General features: G+C 55.4%; 11 protein-coding genes. 7 read left to right on the top strand and 4 right to left on the bottom strand.

What is annotated here, in order from left to right; translation table 11 throughout:
* Positions 1–370: 370 nt before the first annotated feature.
* The 3 genes from yegD to AFL22_RS02140 form a co-directional block, all read right to left on the bottom strand.
* On the bottom strand, positions 371–1,723 hold the full coding sequence (yegD, locus tag AFL22_RS02150; RefSeq protein WP_033788265.1) for a molecular chaperone: 1,353 nt from the start codon (positions 1,721–1,723) through the stop codon (positions 371–373).
* 75 nt (positions 1,724–1,798) lie between these two features.
* The gene (locus AFL22_RS02145) at positions 1,799–5,134 is read right to left on the bottom strand and encodes a diguanylate cyclase (RefSeq protein ID WP_052270686.1); all 3,336 of its coding nucleotides are present in this window, start codon (positions 5,132–5,134) and stop codon (positions 1,799–1,801) included.
* Between the two features lie 163 nt (positions 5,135–5,297).
* Positions 5,298–5,912 (bottom strand): phosphatase PAP2 family protein, encoded by a 615-nt coding sequence (locus tag AFL22_RS02140; RefSeq protein WP_010248160.1) that lies wholly within the window; start codon positions 5,910–5,912, stop codon positions 5,298–5,300.
* Between the two features lie 283 nt (positions 5,913–6,195).
* Between AFL22_RS02140 and udk the strand changes: the two genes are divergently transcribed.
* The 3 genes from udk to asmA all read left to right on the top strand — a co-directional run bounded on the left by udk (position 6,196) and on the right by asmA (position 9,333).
* Positions 6,196–6,837: a uridine kinase gene (gene udk, locus AFL22_RS02135; protein WP_010670982.1), complete on the top strand. Its 642-nt coding sequence runs from the start codon at positions 6,196–6,198 to the stop codon at positions 6,835–6,837.
* Positions 6,838–6,918: 81 nt separating this feature from the next.
* Positions 6,919–7,500, top strand: a complete 582-nt coding sequence (gene dcd, locus AFL22_RS02130) for a dCTP deaminase (protein ID WP_004571280.1) — start codon at positions 6,919–6,921, stop codon at positions 7,498–7,500.
* Between the two features lie 12 nt (positions 7,501–7,512).
* Positions 7,513–9,333 (top strand): outer membrane assembly protein AsmA, encoded by a 1,821-nt coding sequence (gene asmA, locus AFL22_RS02125; RefSeq protein ID WP_052270685.1) that lies wholly within the window; start codon positions 7,513–7,515, stop codon positions 9,331–9,333.
* Between the two features lie 30 nt (positions 9,334–9,363).
* Here the strand turns inward: asmA and AFL22_RS02120 are convergent, their stop codons facing one another.
* The gene (locus AFL22_RS02120; protein ID WP_010248151.1) at positions 9,364–10,935 is read right to left on the bottom strand and encodes a TerC family protein; all 1,572 of its coding nucleotides are present in this window, start codon (positions 10,933–10,935) and stop codon (positions 9,364–9,366) included.
* A gap of 795 nt (positions 10,936–11,730) precedes the next feature.
* Here AFL22_RS02120 and wbaP point away from each other — a divergent pair.
* From wbaP to wzc, 4 genes are all read left to right on the top strand, one after another.
* The gene (gene wbaP / locus AFL22_RS02115) at positions 11,731–13,164 is read left to right on the top strand and encodes an undecaprenyl-phosphate galactose phosphotransferase WbaP (protein ID WP_010248148.1); all 1,434 of its coding nucleotides are present in this window, start codon (positions 11,731–11,733) and stop codon (positions 13,162–13,164) included.
* A gap of 287 nt (positions 13,165–13,451) precedes the next feature.
* The gene (locus AFL22_RS02110) at positions 13,452–14,591 is read left to right on the top strand and encodes a polysaccharide export protein (protein ID WP_010248145.1); all 1,140 of its coding nucleotides are present in this window, start codon (positions 13,452–13,454) and stop codon (positions 14,589–14,591) included.
* A gap of 9 nt (positions 14,592–14,600) precedes the next feature.
* Complete coding sequence (locus AFL22_RS02105; RefSeq protein ID WP_010248142.1) at positions 14,601–15,035, top strand: protein-tyrosine-phosphatase; 435 nt, start codon at positions 14,601–14,603, stop codon at positions 15,033–15,035.
* A 12-nt stretch (positions 15,036–15,047) separates the two neighbouring features.
* Positions 15,048–17,225 carry a tyrosine-protein kinase Wzc gene (wzc, locus tag AFL22_RS02100; protein WP_010248139.1) on the top strand — a complete coding sequence of 726 codons (2,178 nt, stop codon included), beginning with the start codon at positions 15,048–15,050 and terminating at the stop codon, positions 17,223–17,225.
* Positions 17,226–17,426 lie beyond the last annotated feature (201 nt).

The raw sequence follows: 17,426 nt of genomic DNA, 5'->3' as shown, positions 1-17,426 counted from the left end.
CTTCCGTGCGGGCGAGCCGCAGTGCGGGCCTGCGCACCTCTTCTCCTGCCGGGCCGTCCTCGCGCCGCTCACGCGGTACCTTCGGCTTTGACGTCGTGCCGACGAACCGTTCGGGGATCGGCCCTCCCTGGCCGGCCCCGAACTCTCCACGCTTCCCGGCGTGGACTTCTGGCCCGGCGTCACGCCTCAGCGCTGCGGATAGCCCTTTCAGCAGCAGAGGCGCTCAGGCCTCCACTCTCGTGCCCTTTCTGACAACATGCACTCAAGCTTCAGAGCAGGCCGGGGCCCGGCACCAGACTGCGTTATCACCTGTCGCTTAACTGACTGGCATTACACCCTCAGGTGCCGTCTTTGTTATTGCAGTGCAAGCCTAGCGGAACATCACTTCCGCCCAGCGGGCCAGCCCTGCGGTGACGGAGGCGAAATCATCGCCGCCCGCAATCGGTGTATCCGGCAGCGTCTGCTGCAGCGCCGCGCGCAGCAACGGCGAACGCGCACTGCCGCCGGTCAGGTAAATCACATCAGGCTTAATCTGGCTGGTGGCTAATGCCAGCTGCACCTGTTCCAGAATTTTCTCCAGCGGCTGACTGATGGCGTCCTGCAGCTGATCCACGCCAATCTCTGTCTCTAATGCTGCGGCAATAAAGTCCAGGGAAGCGGTATGCGCCGGGCTGGCTGACAGCGCAATCTTGCTCTCTTCCGCTGCGCGCACCAGGCGATAACTGAGCTTCTGCTGCCACACTTTCAGCAGGCGAGCCACTACGTCACCCTGTTCCGCATCACGCACTAAATCCCGCAGCCACTTTCCGCAGGCGGGACTGTAAAAGTCACTTTGTGCCGGCACATCATTGATGGCGATCGCATTCCACCACGGCAGCGCAGGCAGGGCGGTGCCTTTCTGGGTGTTACCGCCCAGACCGAGTAGCGGCATCAGGGTCTTAAACGTCAGCATGATGTCCAGGTCGTTACCGCCGACGCGGCAACCGCTGTGGCCCAGCAGACTTTCACGGCGGTCAGCTTTATCACGCCACTTCGGCCCCATCAGCAACATTGAGCAGTCGGTAGTACCACCGCCAATATCCACCACCAGTACCCGCGTCTCCTGCTGTAGCGTGGCTTCGAAATCGAGTCCGGCCGCCACCGGTTCGAACTGAAACTCCACGTCGCGGAAACCGGCGCGGTGGGCGGCGCGCAGCAAAATACCTTCAGCCTGCTGGTTAGACTCTTCACTGCCTAAACCCTGGAAGTTGACCGGGCGTCCGATCACCGCCTGATCGATAACCTGATCAAGCTGGCTTTCACCCTGCTTGCGGATGTGCAGCATCATGGCGCAGACCAGATCTTCAAACAGGGCAATCTGCTGTGGCTTCAGGCCAGTAGCACCGAGGAACGATTTGGGGGATTTAACGAACCAGACATCTTCGGGATCGACCATATAATGCTGCAGCGCGGTGAGGCCAAACTGCACGCTATTGGGCTGGACATCGATATCTTCTTCGCGGTTATATCGCAGCGCGCGCTGCAGCAGCGCCGTGGTTTCGCTGTCAGGTGTCGCGACCTGATGATGACGATAGAGCCATTCGCTGATCGACTCGCGGGTCGGCGCACAGATCATCGACGGCAGCAGGCGCTGATCATTTTCCAGCGTTAACAGACGTGGCGTGCCATTTTCGCTGACTGCAATAGAGCAGTTAGCCGTGCCGTAATCGAATCCTATGAACATTTTCGCCCCCATGCCGGAAAAAAGGGGGCGACTTTAGCGCAGCTTCAGCAGGGTGGCAAGCGGGCAGCGCCGGAATTAACGAATAGCGAAGATGTGATCTTCAGCCAGTGAACGCAACGGCTGGCGCTCCGCCACGGCACTGCCCCAGACGCCATTAACATCAAGGTTAGCCAGGGTGCTGAGCAGGGCCGGTACCGAAACCGGACCGGCCAGCACCGAGATATTGCGCTGTGTTGCCTGGCCCTGAATGATGGTCAGCAGCATCTCATCCATCAGATTATTGTGAACGTTGGCAACCAGTTCAGGTGCCAGCACCAGATAATCGACCACCTCGTCACTCAGCAGATTGAAAGCATCCAGATTACGGCCAAAATGCTGCAATACGATGCGGCAGCCGCACTGCCGCAGTTGCAGCAGCGCGGCATAGAGCTGATCGCCCTGGCTCAGCACACTGGCGGCAGGGAAAGCAAAACCACAGCCGCTGCTGGAGAGTCCGGCGGCGACAAAGCGCTGACAGAGTTGCTGCACAAAGGCGGCATCACTCAGCACCTGGGCATTAAGCGGCAGAATCACCGGAATGCCTTTGTTATTGAGCCGCTGCACGTCGTGGCGGAAAAAAGCCTCAAGAATATTGTTATCCAGCCGGCGACGCAGCGTTTCATCAGGCAGGTTATTGCGTAACAGTGTCTCATCCAGCAGCAACCCGTCAGCGGTTAACAGCTGCACTTCAAGCAGCCAGATAAAGGCAGCCTGCGGCGTTTTTGGCGGGGCAACGGCCCAGGCGGGCAGTGCGATCTGCAGCGCATCAATCATCGCCGCATCCATGCCCTGATGGTTGCCCGACAGCGGTAAGCGATGCTGTTCGTAGACCACCAGCCGTCCACGCCCGCTGCGTTTGGCGTTGTAACAGGCGATGTCCGCCTGCGAAAGCACGTCGCTGCTCTGACAGTTTTCTGCTGAAATCTGCGTCACGCCCGCGCTGGCACCGACCTGATAGAGGCGTCCCAGCCACTGGAACCGGTAATCATTTACCGCGGCGACAATGCGCTGCACCACATCATGAGCCTGTGCGATATCGCAATCGGGCATCAGTAGTGCAAACTCATCACCGCCCAGTCGCGCAAGGAAATCGCTACTGCGCAAAGGGTGCTGCATCAGATCGGAGAGTTCGCGCAGTAACGCATCGCCTGCAGCATGCCCGGCGCTGTCATTGACCGCTTTAAACTTATCAAGGTCGATAAACACCAGCACATGCTGATGCTGATGTTCAGCGGCATCAAACAGCAGACGTTTAAGCTGAAGTTCGAAGCTGGCGCGGTTAGGCAGACGGGTCAGGGTGTCATGCAGCGCGCTGTAGCTCAGGCGCTTCATCAGTTTGCGTGACTCACTCACATCCTGAATGACCATCACCGCCCCCTGTTCCAGACCCGCTTCCGAACGCAGCGGCGTGATGCTGTAGTGAATATCGATATGGCCGCCGTCCGGGGTATGCAGCACCAGATCTTCAGCGAGACCGGGGGTGACTTTTTCCGGCGGCAGCTGGCATAACAGCAAACTCTCTACCTCAGGGCCGTTACGTCCCTGCGTGATATGCAGCAGCTCACTCAGCGGCTGACCGGCGGCCTGCTCCTGCGACCAGCCACTCATTTTCTCCGCCACCGGGTTCATAAAGGCAACGCGCATCTCTTTATCGGTGCTGATGACCGCTTCGCCGATCGAATCCAGGGTGATCGCCATGCGCTCTTTCTCCTGAAACAGCGCCTCATTAAGATTGCGTAGCGGCGTGATGTCCTGACAGATGCCCAGCATGCGCTCAATGCGGCCTTCTTTACTCAGCAGCCGGTTGGCCTGAGTGCGCACCCAGCGATGTCCCTGGTCATCGACCACGCGGTACTCCATGTGAAACGCGCTGCGAAGCTCAATCGCCTGTTGCACCGTCAGTGCGGCATACTCGCGATCGGCGGGATGCAGCAGATGGATCCAGAGGTCGTAGCTGGGCGACTCATGCGGGGCAAGACCAAACAGCGCGTACATGCGCTTGTCCCATAACATCTCGCCGGTCAGCAGGTTCCACTCCCATACGCCGATGCCACCCGCTTCGTTGGCCAGCGTAATACGCTCCATCAGCCGGCGATTCACCTGTTCACTCTGCTTCAGCTCAGAGATATCGATAATCTGCGCAATAAAGTAGAGCGGGGCATAGCTGCTGTCGCGCACCAGCGATACCGTCAGCCGCGCCCAGACAATCTCACCATCTTTGCGGAAATAACGCTTTTCCAGGGTGTAGGTATCAATCTCACCCGCCAGCAGTCGGCTCACCTGTTGCAAATCCAGGCTGAGATCGTCGGGATGGGTGATCTGCTGAAAAGTCAGCCGTTTCAGCTCCTCAGCCGGATAGCCCAGGATCTGGCACAACGAGCGGTTGACCTGCAACCAGCTGCCGTGGGGCGCCACCAGCGCCATCCCGATGGCGGAGTACTCCATGGCGTGACGGAAGCGGGTTTCACTGTCAGTGATATGGAGCTTTTCGCGCCGGAACGCATCCATCACCAGCGACATAATGTGACTGGGGATTAGCACCAGCAGGAACGGCAGCCAGCTGGAGACCGGGCCCAGCGCGCTGTTGTTGTTCACCACGCTGACCAGATCAAAGGCGAGCAGTATCGAGATAAAACTGGCGTTCAGGAAGAACAGCACGAACGCCTGCAGCTTGGGCAGGCGGACCGCGCACCAGAAGAGGATCACCACGATAAAGGTAAAGGGCCACGGCAAAAAGCGCAGCGCCAGATAACTGGCCCCGAGGGTGAGAAGAAGCGTCAGCAGAGCTTCGGCCAGGCGCAGATTGCTGAACCCCGTGCGACGCAGCGGCCACGGCAGAAGTAACAGCATCGGGCCTAACACCAGCATGCCGATGATTTCGGAGATCACCCAGGTATAAAAGAAGGGAAACGAGGCGTGGCCGCTGACCTGTAGCGTCCAGAGTGCCAGCAGGCCGCCGAGCACCGGCGTCACGATGCCCACCGACAGTACCATCCGTGCCCAGTCATGCAGTGAATCCAGCGGCGCGCGCCGATCCAGCAGGGCGCGCAGCAGCATGCCACCCACACCGGCCTGGATAAGATTGAGCAGGGCGAATTTAATGTTCGAGAGGGCAGGCCCGATGATGATGGCGTTAGCCCCGGCGGTGCCAAGCACGCAGGCTGTCAGCAGCAGCGGGAGCTGGCGTGACGGGCAGCGGAAAACCACGACGGTCATTAACGTAGTCGGAAACCAGAGCGGGGAGATTTTGCCGCTGACGACGATCAGTTCCAGACAGAAGAGTGTCAGGACAAACACCACGCAGCCAAGGAGCAGCGCCGAGAGCCAGCGGTTTGGCGTGCTATTTTGCGGGGACAGGATCTCTATCGTCATGCGGACTTCCGGCAGGGTGCAGCGCTCCACAATGGCGTATCAGGCACCAGTCATTCTCTCACTGCATGCTAGCACATCCGGCAAAGAAAAAAGGGGTGAAATCAATATTGCCCGTTATTCGGCGAATTGACGGGCACGCTAAGATTGATTGCCAGCACGTTGATTACTGGCGGAAAAGATCGGCGCGGGTATAGGGTTTCTCCATGCCCGCAAGGCTGGCGGCGAAACGCTCCAGGAACTGCTGCGTGGTGGCGACACGACCGTGACTCATCAATACAAACGGCACTAACAGCGCAGCACCGACCTGGGGCCAGCTGAAGCCTTTGAGCGAGGTGCGACGCTGGGAGATCAGAAACGCCGTGCTCAGCGTGAAGCCCAGCAGCAGCCCGGTGACCACCTCACTTTTTGAGTGTGCGTGGATGACCAGGCGGGAGAAACCGACCATCAGGGGAATCAGATAGCCAACCCCAATCGCCGCAATGCGCCACATCGCGGACCAGCGCCCGGAAATCAGCCATAGCATGACCGGCCACAGCGTGGCGGACATGGCGCTGTGGCCGCTGAAACCGGTAAAATTAAAGCGGGCGCTGCCGATGCCAAACCCCAGAAACAGAATTTTAGAGATGCTGACGGTCAGGCCAGCCAGGCCGAATGCCACAATCCAGTAAAAGACCGTATGACGATTATCACTCTTCCACGGCAAAATCAGCGCAATAATCACGGCTGTTGGAATCAACAGCATGCTGTCGCCAAAATAGGTCAAAGTCTTCCAGTGCATACCACTCCTGATGCATCTTCGGTCGTCACGTTAGCGACACGCGTTGTCTGAACAGCGCGCCGCGCAGGCCATTTTTTTTATAGTATGGTGTGCCGCTAGTTTATCGGTGAAATGAGTGGCGTCCAAAGGAGAAAGTCTGAAAAGTCGCCGACGCCATTTCTCTGGCATCAAAAGGCCGAAATCCCTATACTTAGCGCGAACACACCCTCTCCATTTCGGCCCGTCCGCTGCCCGCGTAATGTGTGACCAGTGGCAGGCTCCAGTTATCAGGTCTTAAAAAAGTATGACTGACAAGTCTCATCAGTGCGTGATTGTAGGCATTGCCGGCGCTTCCGCATCCGGTAAAAGTTTAATTGCCAGCACGCTCTATCGTGAAATCCGTGATCAGGTAGGTGGCGAGCACATCGGGGTCATCCCGGAAGATGCTTATTACAAAGATCAAAGTCACCTCACCATGGAAGAGAGGGTTAAAACCAATTATGACCATCCGAGCGCGATGGATCATGATTTGCTGTTGCAGCATCTGCAGGCGGTCAAAGCCGGTCAGGATATTGAGCTGCCGGTCTACAGCTACGTTGAGCACACCCGCACCCAGCAAACGCATCATCTGAGCGCAAAAAAGGTCATTATCCTTGAAGGCATTCTGCTGTTAACCGATGCCCGTCTGCGCCAGGAACTCAACTTCTCTATCTTCGTGGACACGCCGCTCGACATCTGTCTGATGCGTCGTATGAAACGTGACGTCAATGAGCGTGGCCGCTCAATGGATTCGGTAATGAGTCAGTATCAGAAGACCGTGCGTCCGATGTTCCTGCAGTTTATCGAGCCATCAAAACAGTACGCCGATATCATTGTGCCGCGCGGCGGAAAAAACCGTATCGCCATCGATATCCTCAAGGCGAAAATCAACCAGTTTTTTGAATAACGCACGTCCGTCCGGACGTGGTGCAGACCGGCGGCAGGCACGCATGCCGGTTTGCTACACTTATGCCATGGAGTTACCGCAATGAGATTATGCGATCGCGATATTGAAGCCTGGCTGGACAATGGCAAACTGGCCATTGAGCCACGCCCGCCGGTCGAGCGCATTAACGGGGCGACCGTCGATGTGCGTCTGGGTAATCAGTTCCGCACCTTCAGCGGTCATACCGCGGCCTTTATCGATCTGAGCGGCCCGAAACAGGAAGTGAGCGCGGCACTGGATCGGGTCATGAGCGATGAGATCGTGTTGCCTGATGGCGAAGCCTTTTTCCTTCATCCGGGAGAGCTGGCGCTGGCGGTGACGCTGGAGTCCGTGACGCTGCCTGACGATCTGGTCGGCTGGCTGGATGGCCGTTCATCGCTGGCGCGACTTGGGTTAATGGTACACGTTACGGCTCACCGCATCGATCCTGGCTGGCAGGGCCGTATCGTGCTGGAGTTCTACAATTCAGGTAAACTGCCGCTGGCTCTGCGTCCCGGCATGTTGATCGGCGCGCTGAGTTTTGAACCGCTTTCAGGCCCGGCTGCGCGTCCCTACAACCGGCGTGAAGATGCGAAATATCGCGGTCAGCAGGGCGCTGATGCCAGCCGTATCGACAAAGACTGATCTGAGGATGTAATGAAAAGAGTGATAACCACGCTGGCCATCCTGTTAGTGGTGGTCGTAACGGGAATGAGCGCGCTGGTGCTGCTGGTCAATCCCAACGACTTTCGTGCCTATATGGTGCAGCAGGTCGAACAACGCAGTGGTTATCGCCTTGAGGTCAGCAGCGATCTGCGCTGGCACGTCTGGCCTCAGCTCAGCATTCTGGCCGGCCGGATGAGCCTGACCGCGCCGGGTGCCAGCCAGCCAATGGTCTCGGCGGAAAACATGCGGCTGGATGTTGATCTCTGGCCACTGTTATCCCATCAGCTCAGCGTCAGCCAGGTGATGCTGAAAAATGCGATAGTGCGGGTGACGCCAGATAGCCGCGCGCAGCGTGCCAGAAATGCGCCCCAGGGTCCGCGTGATGCGGAGCCGGCTTCGCCTTCCAGCGGCTGGTCATTTGATATCGCTAAACTGCGGGTAGCAGACAGTCTGTTGATCTGGCAGCAGCCAGGCGGCGACGAATATAATTTTCGCGACCTCAACATTAATATGGAACAGGACGCGAACAAGCTGGCGACCCTGTCGCTGAGCACCACGCTGATGCGCAACCAGCGCAACGCCACACTGAATCTCAAAGGCCAGCTGGATGCCGCGCAATATCCCCATCGCCTCAGCGGCCAGTTGCAGCAGCTTGATTACACCTTGTCCGGCGCCGATATTCCGGCACAGGGGATCAAAGGCTCGCTGAGCCTGCAGGGCGAGTGGGATGGCGACCGCCAGCAGCTCTCCTTCAGTAATCTGCAGCTCACCGCCAATGACAGCACCCTGACCGGGCAGGGCAGTGGCCATATTGCGCCGCAGCAGCTGGCGCTGGATCTGAAAGCCAGCAACCTTAACGTCGATAATTTACTCACCAGTGCGCCCGTCTCTGACGCACCTGGCGTGCAGCACGCCACCGTGGCCCGTTCGCCGGTAATAGCTGCGCCGCGGGAACGCAGCAACGCCGACTCTCCGCTGAATGATCTGGATCTGGCGCTGAAGTTACAGGCTGACAATGCGGTATGGCGCGGACTCTCTCTGACCAGTCTTTCGGTGAACGCCAGCAATCAGCAGGGAGTGATGACGCTGAAGACGCTCAGCGGCAAGCTGGGCAATGGCAGCTTCTCCATTCCCGGCAGTATCGATATCCGTCAGCCAGAGACGCGGGTCAGCCTTAAACCCCAACTCCGTTTAATTGCGATTCAGCCGCTGCTTAAAGCGTTTGAACTGCCGGAAAGTGTGCAGGGGAACCTGAGTCTGGATGGCGACCTGTCGGGCGATACGCTGACGGTCGAAGCAGCCAAACGTCGCTGGCAGGGCAGGGCGACCATCAGCGCCAGCAACCTGAAGCTGGCAGAGCTGAATCTGCAGCAGATGGTGCAGCGTGCCGTGGCGCGGGTCAGCGATAAGGTCAGCAGCGATCAGGCGGTGGATGAGGGGATTGAGTCGATTAGCGCACAGGTGGCGCTGAATAAGGGCGTACTCAGCTTCAGCGATATCAATGGCAACGGCCAGAGTCTGGGCCTGCAGGGTGCGGGCAAAGTTGACATGGTGCAGCAACAGCTGGATATGACCCTGGGGCTGAAAATCAGCGGCTGGCGTGGCGATGATGCGCTGGTGAAGGCGCTCTCCAGTCAGCCGGTTCCGCTGCGCATGTATGGTCGCTGGGACAGCCTGCAATACTCTCTGCCGGTGGATGACGTTCTGCGTAACCGGCTGCAGAGTGAGGCGAAATCACGGCTGAATCAGTGGATCGATCGCCAGAAAGAGGGCGAGAACAAAGAGAACCTGAAGAAAATCATGCGCCCGTAGCGGGCGCATTCCCTTCTGCCAGCTAACCACTCAGACCTCGTAACTGATATCGGGCTGCAGCAGGATCTCGACTTTCTGCACCCGATGATTTTCGACCTGCAGCGTTCGCAGCAGATAGTCACCCAGTTGCAACACTTCGCCTTCCTGAGGGATGTGTTGCAGCTTATCCATCAGTAATCCCGCCAGCGTATGATAGTCACCCTGCTCATCGAGCGGCAATTTCACATAGAGCGCCAGATCTTCCAGCGGCATATGACCGTTAGCAATCCAGTGACCTTCATCCTGAATCTGAATATCGTAGCGAGCATCGATTTCACCCGCCTCATTCGGCAGATTGCCGGCGATGGTCTCCATTACATCGCTCAGCGTCACCACGCCTTCCACCGAACCAAACTCATCAACCACAAAGGCGAAGTGAGTATGGGCCTGACGAAACTGTTCAAGCGCCTGCAGCACCGTCAGCCGCTCAGGAAAGACCAGCGGCTGTCGAATCAGGGCGCGTAAATCCAGGGAATTGTGGTGCAGTGACTGGTGCAGCAGATCGATAACGTGAACCACGCCCAGCGGTTCGCTGGAGTGATCCGTAATCAGTATTCGCGTGTGCTGGTTGCGGTCGAGGCGCGACATAATCTCTGCCGGATCATCACTGAGATCGATATGTTCGACGTCGTGGCGAGAGGTCATGATGCTGTTAATGTGGCGCTGACCCATGCCCAGTACGCGGGCAATCATCACCCGTTCCTGCCGGTTAAACAGCATGCTGTCATCGCTGTCAGCAATCAGTGACGAAGTTTTCGCATCCAGTTCCGCCGGTTCTGCCGCGCCGCGCAGCAGCCGTAACACCGCTTCCGCCGTGCGCTGGCGTAGCGGACGACCGGCCGACAGCACCCGACGACGATTAAAGTGCGCCAGCTGGTTCAGTGCCTCAATGACCACCGAGAAGCCGATTGCCGCATAGAGGTAGCCTTTGGGGATCACAAAGCCAAAGCCTTCTGCCACCAGGCTGAAGCCGATCATCAGCAGAAAGCTTAAGCAGAGGATCACAATCGTCGGATGGTTGTTCACGAAGCGGGTTAACGGCTTGCTGGCGAGCAGCATCAGCAGAATGGCGATGGTGACCGCAATCATCATGACCGGTAAGTCATTAACCATGCCGACGGCAGTAATCACCGCATCCAGCGAGAAGATGGCATCCAGCACCACGATTTGCGCCACCACCGGCCAGAATTTAGCGCCGCCTTTTTGTTGACCGGACGCCTCATCATCCCCTTCAAGACGCTCATTCAACTCTGTGGTGGCTTTAAATAGCAGGAAAATCCCGCCTGTCAGCAGCAGTAAATCGCGCGCACTGAAGGGATGGCCCATAAGCGTAATCCAGGGTTCTTTCAGCGTAACCAGCCAGGAAAGCGATGCCAGCAGCAATAATCGGCACAATAACGCCAGCAGCAGTCCAATCACGCGCGCGCGGTCGCGAAGCGGCCCTGGAAGCTTCTCCACCAGGATGGCGATGAAGATCAGATTGTCGATGCCTAAAACCAGTTCCAGAACGATTAGCGTTACTAATCCCGCCCATAGCGAGGGATCTGCAATTACCTCCAGCATGCGTTGTTCACCTGAATGTCTTAAATTGAGTTTTCTCTGATGATAGTGGAGTGCGAAGCCACGTACAAATGGCAGGGCAGGGGGCATGTTCTCAGATAACCGCGCTATATCGTGCAAAATATGAACATAATAGTGTGACGCTTTGATTAACTTCACAGGGCGCAGTAGAGATAATTCTTAGTCATTGGCTGACAGGAAAGAGATATTCACCTGTCGGGCTTATGCGATTTATCTCATCGGGAGTATGGCATTAATCCGAATTGTGAAGAAAGGATTGCACTGCCCGTCAGGCCTCAATACTAATTGCTGGTAGTCTTTTTCCTAAAATAGTCCAGGGATGGCGGGACCTGCTTGTAAACAAGCCAGTAATAACTAGTATAGCAACAAGTTAGCAAACTCTGCCCCAGAGTCGTAATCTGCGTACCTATTCGACATTAATCGCAATGTCACGAATGAGTAATTCGCCTGTGAACGTCTGTATGATGCGTTGCGGTAACGCTAACACATTACGGGGAGCATTATGAATGATGACAGCGATATTGGCAGCGACAGCCAAGGGCGGTAGCGTGCCCGAATCGCGTTTTTGTTGATAAAGTGAGCAGCGCTGGCGGTGGTTAAGTCAGAGTAATCTGTTGGTATTCATCACGATATTATTGGTTTCATGGTTAAGATCATTGGCGTAAACGCCGCAGGAGCTCCCCTTAGAAACGGCTCACTCTGGAGAGGTTTCGTCGCTTAATGATTAAACAGGCGATAGCCGTTGCGGGTTTAAGGAAATAAAATAAAGAGTTAAATATGCGCGATACAGAATTTACGTTTAAAAGTCTTATTACCAAATTAATGCTGGCATGTTCAGACTTAATTTGTTTCAACGCAGCGTTCTTTTTGGCGATGATGCTAATTAATTTGCAGTCAGATTCGCCGCTGGCAGATATTTCTGAAAAAGAAATGAATTTAAAAATTGCCACACACATTTGTCTGTCGGTAATTTGTATTGGCTGGTTCTGGGTAAGGCTGCGTCACTACACTTACCGCAAACCTTTCTGGTTCGAATTAAAAGAAGTTTTTCGTACCATTCTTATATTTTCTGTTATCGACCTGTCGATTACCGCCCTGTCGCAGTGGCAGATGTCGCGTTTCGTCTGGTTACTGACCTGGATCCTGGCGCTGATTTTAATTCCGACCTGCCGCGCGCTTTCTAAACGTCTGCTGAATAAAAATGGCTTGTGGAAAAAACAGACCATTATTATCGGCAGCAGCAAAAATGCGCACGAAGCCTGGCAGGCGCTGCAAAGCGAAGAGGTCATGGGTTTTGACGTTATCGCCTTCTATGACGTTGATGGAACCTGTCCGCAGGAGATCATGAATGGCGTGCCGGTGCTGCGCGACGAGCAGGAGCTCTGGAGCCTCACCAACAGCGAAACGCAGTTTATCGTCGCGGTTGAGTATGAGCAGAGTCAGTACCGTGATGTCTGGCTTAAATCGCTGGCGATGCACAACTGCCGTTCAGTGTCAGTGATCCCAACCCTGCGTGGTGTACCGCTCTACGGTACCGACATGGCCTATATCTTCAGCCATGAAGTGATGATCCTGCGGGTTCAGAACAACCTGGCTAAACGCACGTCGCGCTTCCTGAAACGGGCATTCGATATCGTGGGTGCGCTCTCGATTATCCTGATGCTGATGCCAGCGCTGCTGGTACTGGGCTTCCTGGTGGGTCGTGACGGTGGACCACCGATTTATGGTCACGAGCGTGTGGGAATGAATGGCCGTAAATTCAAATGTCTGAAATTCCGCTCGATGGTCATTAATTCAAAAGAAGTGCTGGAAGAGGTGCTGCGCACTGATCCGATTGCCCGTGCGGAATGGGATAAAGATTTCAAACTCAAAAATGATCCACGTATTACTAAAGTGGGCCACTTCATCCGTAAAACAAGCCTCGATGAGCTCCCTCAGCTCTGGAACGTGGTGCGCGGTGATATGAGTCTGGTCGGACCGCGTCCGGTCATTGAAGATGAACTCTGTCGTTATGCCGGTGATGTTGATTATTACCTGATGGCAAAGCCAGGCATGACGGGATTGTGGCAGGTCAGCGGTCGTAATGATGTTGACTATGAAACCCGCGTCTATTTCGACTCGTGGTACGTGAAAAACTGGTCACTGTGGAACGACATCGCGATTCTGTTTAAAACAGTGGGCGTGGTGTTGAAACGCGATGGTGCCTATTAATCGTGAGTCGGAATGAGCGCGTTAATGCGCGCTCAGAGGTGTTTTGCCGTTGTCAGGCGTGTCGTTGATAGTGGCCATCATCAGGGATATCGCTGTGCATCCATAGTCCGCTATGATGCGTGGCGTTCAGGGTACACCCTGGTAGATGGCCGCTACTTATAACAAGTGGAGCAAGGATAATGAACGACAGGTTCAGTGCTTAAGTCAGGTAGGATTTACTTTTTGTTGGACGCTTACACAGCGGCGGTTTCGCCTCTATCAATAAATAACTGATAGCGAAGATCTAAATGATTACAATCAAAATGAAATTGATACCCTTGCTGGTATCCGCCACATTCCTTAGCGGGTGTACGATCGAACCAGGTTCTCACCTTTCTACATCAGGAAAAGATGTTGTTGAACAGCAGGATAGCAACTTTGACATCGATAAATATGTCAACGTCTTCCCGTTAACGCCTTCACTGGTTGAAAGGATGCGTCCGAAGCCACTGGTGGCTCAGACGAATCCTGCCCTGCAGAACGAAATTCAGAACTACGAATACCGTATCGGTGTGGGCGATGTCCTGACCGTAACGGTCTGGGATCACCCGGAACTGACCACCCCAGCGGGTCAGTACCGTAGCGCCAGCGACACCGGTAACTGGGTGCATTCTGACGGCACCATTTTCTATCCCTACATCGGTCGTGTGCGTGTAGCGGGCCGTACCGTCGGCGAAGTACGTGACGAAGTGTCACGTCGTCTGGCTCAGTACATTGAAAGCCCACAGGTTGATGTCAGCATCGCCTCGTTCAAATCACAGAAAACCTATGTGACGGGTTCAGTGACCACTTCTGGTCAGCAGCCCATCACCAACGTTCCATTGACGGTGCTGGATGCGATCAACGCCGCTGGCGGCCTGGCCGCTGATGCTGACTGGCGCAACGTGGTGCTGACGCACAACGGTCGTGAACAGCGCATCTCTCTGCAGGCACTGATGCAGAATGGTGACCTGAGCCAGAACCACCTCCTCTATCCAGGCGATATCCTTTACGTTCCGCGTAACGATGATCTGAAAATCTTCGTGATGGGTGAAGTGAAGCAGCAGACTACCCTGAAAATGGACCGTAGCGGCATGACGCTGGCGGAAGCACTGGGCAATGCGGCCGGGATGGATCAAACCACCTCTGACGCCACCGGTGTATTCGTTATCCGTCCACTGCACGGCACCGATCGCAACAAGATTGCCAACATCTATCAGTTGAACACCAAAGATGCGGCATCCATGGTGATGGGAACCGATTTCCAGCTCCAGCCTTACGACATCGTTTATGTCACCTCTACGCCGCTGACGCGCTGGAACCGTGTGATTGGACAGTTGATACCGACCATCGCAGGTATCAACGATGCAACACAGGCCGCATCGCGTATCCGTACCTGGGGTAATTAAGGTCCCGTCATGATTAAGTCCGTGTTAGTCGTTTGCGTTGGCAACATCTGCCGCTCTCCTACCGGAGAGCGCCTGTTTAAACGTGCGCTGCCTGATTTAGACGTTCGCTCTGCCGGCCTGGGGGCGCTGGTCGGCCACCCGGCCGACAAGACGGCGTCTGAAGTCGCTGCTGCGCAGGGTCTGTCGCTGGAAGGACATGAGGCGCAACAGTTGACGGCAGAGATGTGCCGCAACGTTGACCTGATTCTGGTGATGGAAAAGCGACATATTGAACAGGTGAATCGCATCGACCCGGCCGCGCGTGGCAAAACCATGCTGCTTGGGCACTGGCTCAATCAGAAAGAAATTGCGGATCCGTACAGAAAAAGCCGTGAGGCCTTTGAAGAGATTTACGGATTACTGGAAAACGCTACCCAGAAGTGGGTGAACGTATTAAGCCGATAGTTGGGATTATCCATGAATATAAAAAATAAGGTCAGAACCGCGCCGGGAGAGGATTCGAATGGATGGGATCTGGCGCATCTTGTGGGACAGCTAATTGATCATCGCTGGATCATTGTTGCCGTTACCGCTTTTTTCATGCTGGCGGGAACACTCTACACACTGTTTGCAACACCCATTTATAGCGCAGATGCGTTAGTTCAGGTTGAGCAGAAGAATGCCAGCACCGTTCTGAACGAAATTGACAGCATTCTGCCACCGACACCAGCCTCTGATACGGAAATCGAGATTCTGGAATCCCGTATGGTCATCGGCAAAACCGTTGACGATCTGGGTCTGGATACCGTCGTTGAGCAGAACTATTTCCCGGTTATCGGTAAAGGTCTGTCGCGCCTGATGGGCAACAAACCCGCCAGTATCGCGATTTCGCGCCTGGAAATCCCACGCACTATCGACAAACGTAACGTTGAACTGGAAGTGACCGGTCCGGATAGCTACACCGTCTCAAAAGATGGCGATGAGCTGTTCAAAGGTAAAGTCGGCCAGCTGGAGTCGCACGGCGACATCAGCATGCTGGTCAGCGAGATTCACGCTGATGAAGGCACCAGCTTCACCGTGACCAAGCTGAATAACCTGCAGGCGATCCGTTCAGTGCTCTCTAACCTGACCGTGGCAGACAAAGGTAAAGATACCGGCGTGCTGGGTCTGGAGTATCTGGGTGAAGATCCAGAGCAGATCAGCAAAGTGCTGAACCAGATTGTGAATAACTATCTGTTACAGAACGTTGAGCGCAAGTCAGCGCAGGCAGAGAAAAGCCTGGAGTTCTTACGCACTCAGTTGCCTGCCGTGCGCAGCAAGCTGGATGAAGCGGAAGACAAGCTGAACACCTTCCGTCGTCAGAACGAATCTGTTGACCTGTCACTGGAAGCGAAATCCGCTCTGGACTCCTCTGTCAGCGTGCAGAGTCAGCTGAACGAACTGACCTTCCGTGAAGCTGAAGTCTCTCAGCTGTTTACCAAAGATCACCCGACGTATCGCGCGCTGCTTGAAAAACGCAAAACGCTGGAAGGTGAGCAGGCTCAGCTGAATAAGAAAATTGCTGGCATGCCACAGACTCAGCAGGAAATCCTGCGTCTGACCCGTGACGTTCAGTCTGGTCAGGAGATCTACATGCAGCTGCTGAACCGTCAGCAGGAGCTGGGTATCAGTAAAGCGAGCACCGTGGGTGATGTCCGCATCATCGATGGCGCGCAGACTGCTAACTCGCCTGTTGCACCGAAGAAGCTGCTGATCATCGCCGCGAGCCTGATTTTCGGTCTGTTCGTGTCAGTGGGTCTGGTTCTGCTGAAAGCGCTGCTGCATCACGGCATCGAGAACCCGGATCAGCTGGAAGAGCTGGGCATGAATGTCTATGCCAGCGTTCCACTGTCAGACTGGCAGCGTAAGAAAGATACCGAAGCCCTGGCGCGTCGTGGCAGCAAGGTGAAAACCGATCCGCACGAAACGCTGCTGGCGCTGGGTAACCCGACTGACCTCTCCATCGAAGCGATTCGTAGCCTGCGTACCAGCCTGCACTTCGCGATGATGGAAGCGAAAAACAACATCCTGATGATCACCGGTGCCAGCCCGGGTATTGGTAAAACCTTTATCTGTGCCAACCTGGCGACCCTGGTCGCGAAAGCGGGTCAGCGTGTTCTGTTTATCGATGGCGACATGCGTCGTGGTTACACCCACGAACTGCTGGGCGCAGATAACAAATCAGGTCTGTCCAACGTGCTGTCCGGTAAAACTGAGTTCAGCCCGGCGCTGATTCAGCAGGGCGTGTACGGTTTCGACTTCCTGCCACGTGGTCAGGTTCCGCCGAACCCGTCTGAGCTGCTGATGCATCGTCGCATGGGTGAGCTGCTGGAGTGGGCGAGCAAGAACTACGACCTGGTGTTAATCGATACGCCGCCAATCCTGGCCGTCACCGATGCCTCTATCATCGGTAAGCTGGCCGGCACCTCACTGATGGTGGCGCGTTTCGAAGCCAACACCACCAAAGAAGTGGACGTCAGCTTCAAACGCTTTGCCCAGAACGGTATTGAGATTAAAGGTGTGATCCTCAACGCCGTGGTGCGCAAAGCCGCTAATGCGTATGGCTATGGGTATGACTACTACGCCTATGACTACGGCAAGACGAACAAAAGCTGATCATTGAGCAATAAAACAGGGGGCGGTCTGACCGCCCCTTTTTATCGTCCCTTTGAATGACGACACGCATCAATTTACACAGGTTATTCTGTCCAAACCCACAAAAGCGATACATCTATAAATCGCATGGCGAGCGTCACTCAACAGAATTCATCACCAGCAGGCATCGCCCGCACGCAATTTGTGACCGTGCAATCAGAC

This window comes from Pantoea sp. CFSAN033090, assembly GCF_001264395.1.
Lineage (GTDB): Bacteria > Pseudomonadota > Gammaproteobacteria > Enterobacterales > Enterobacteriaceae > Pantoea > Pantoea agglomerans.
Note: the sequence above shows the minus strand (reverse complement) of the source record. Positions and strands in the feature narration are given on the sequence as shown.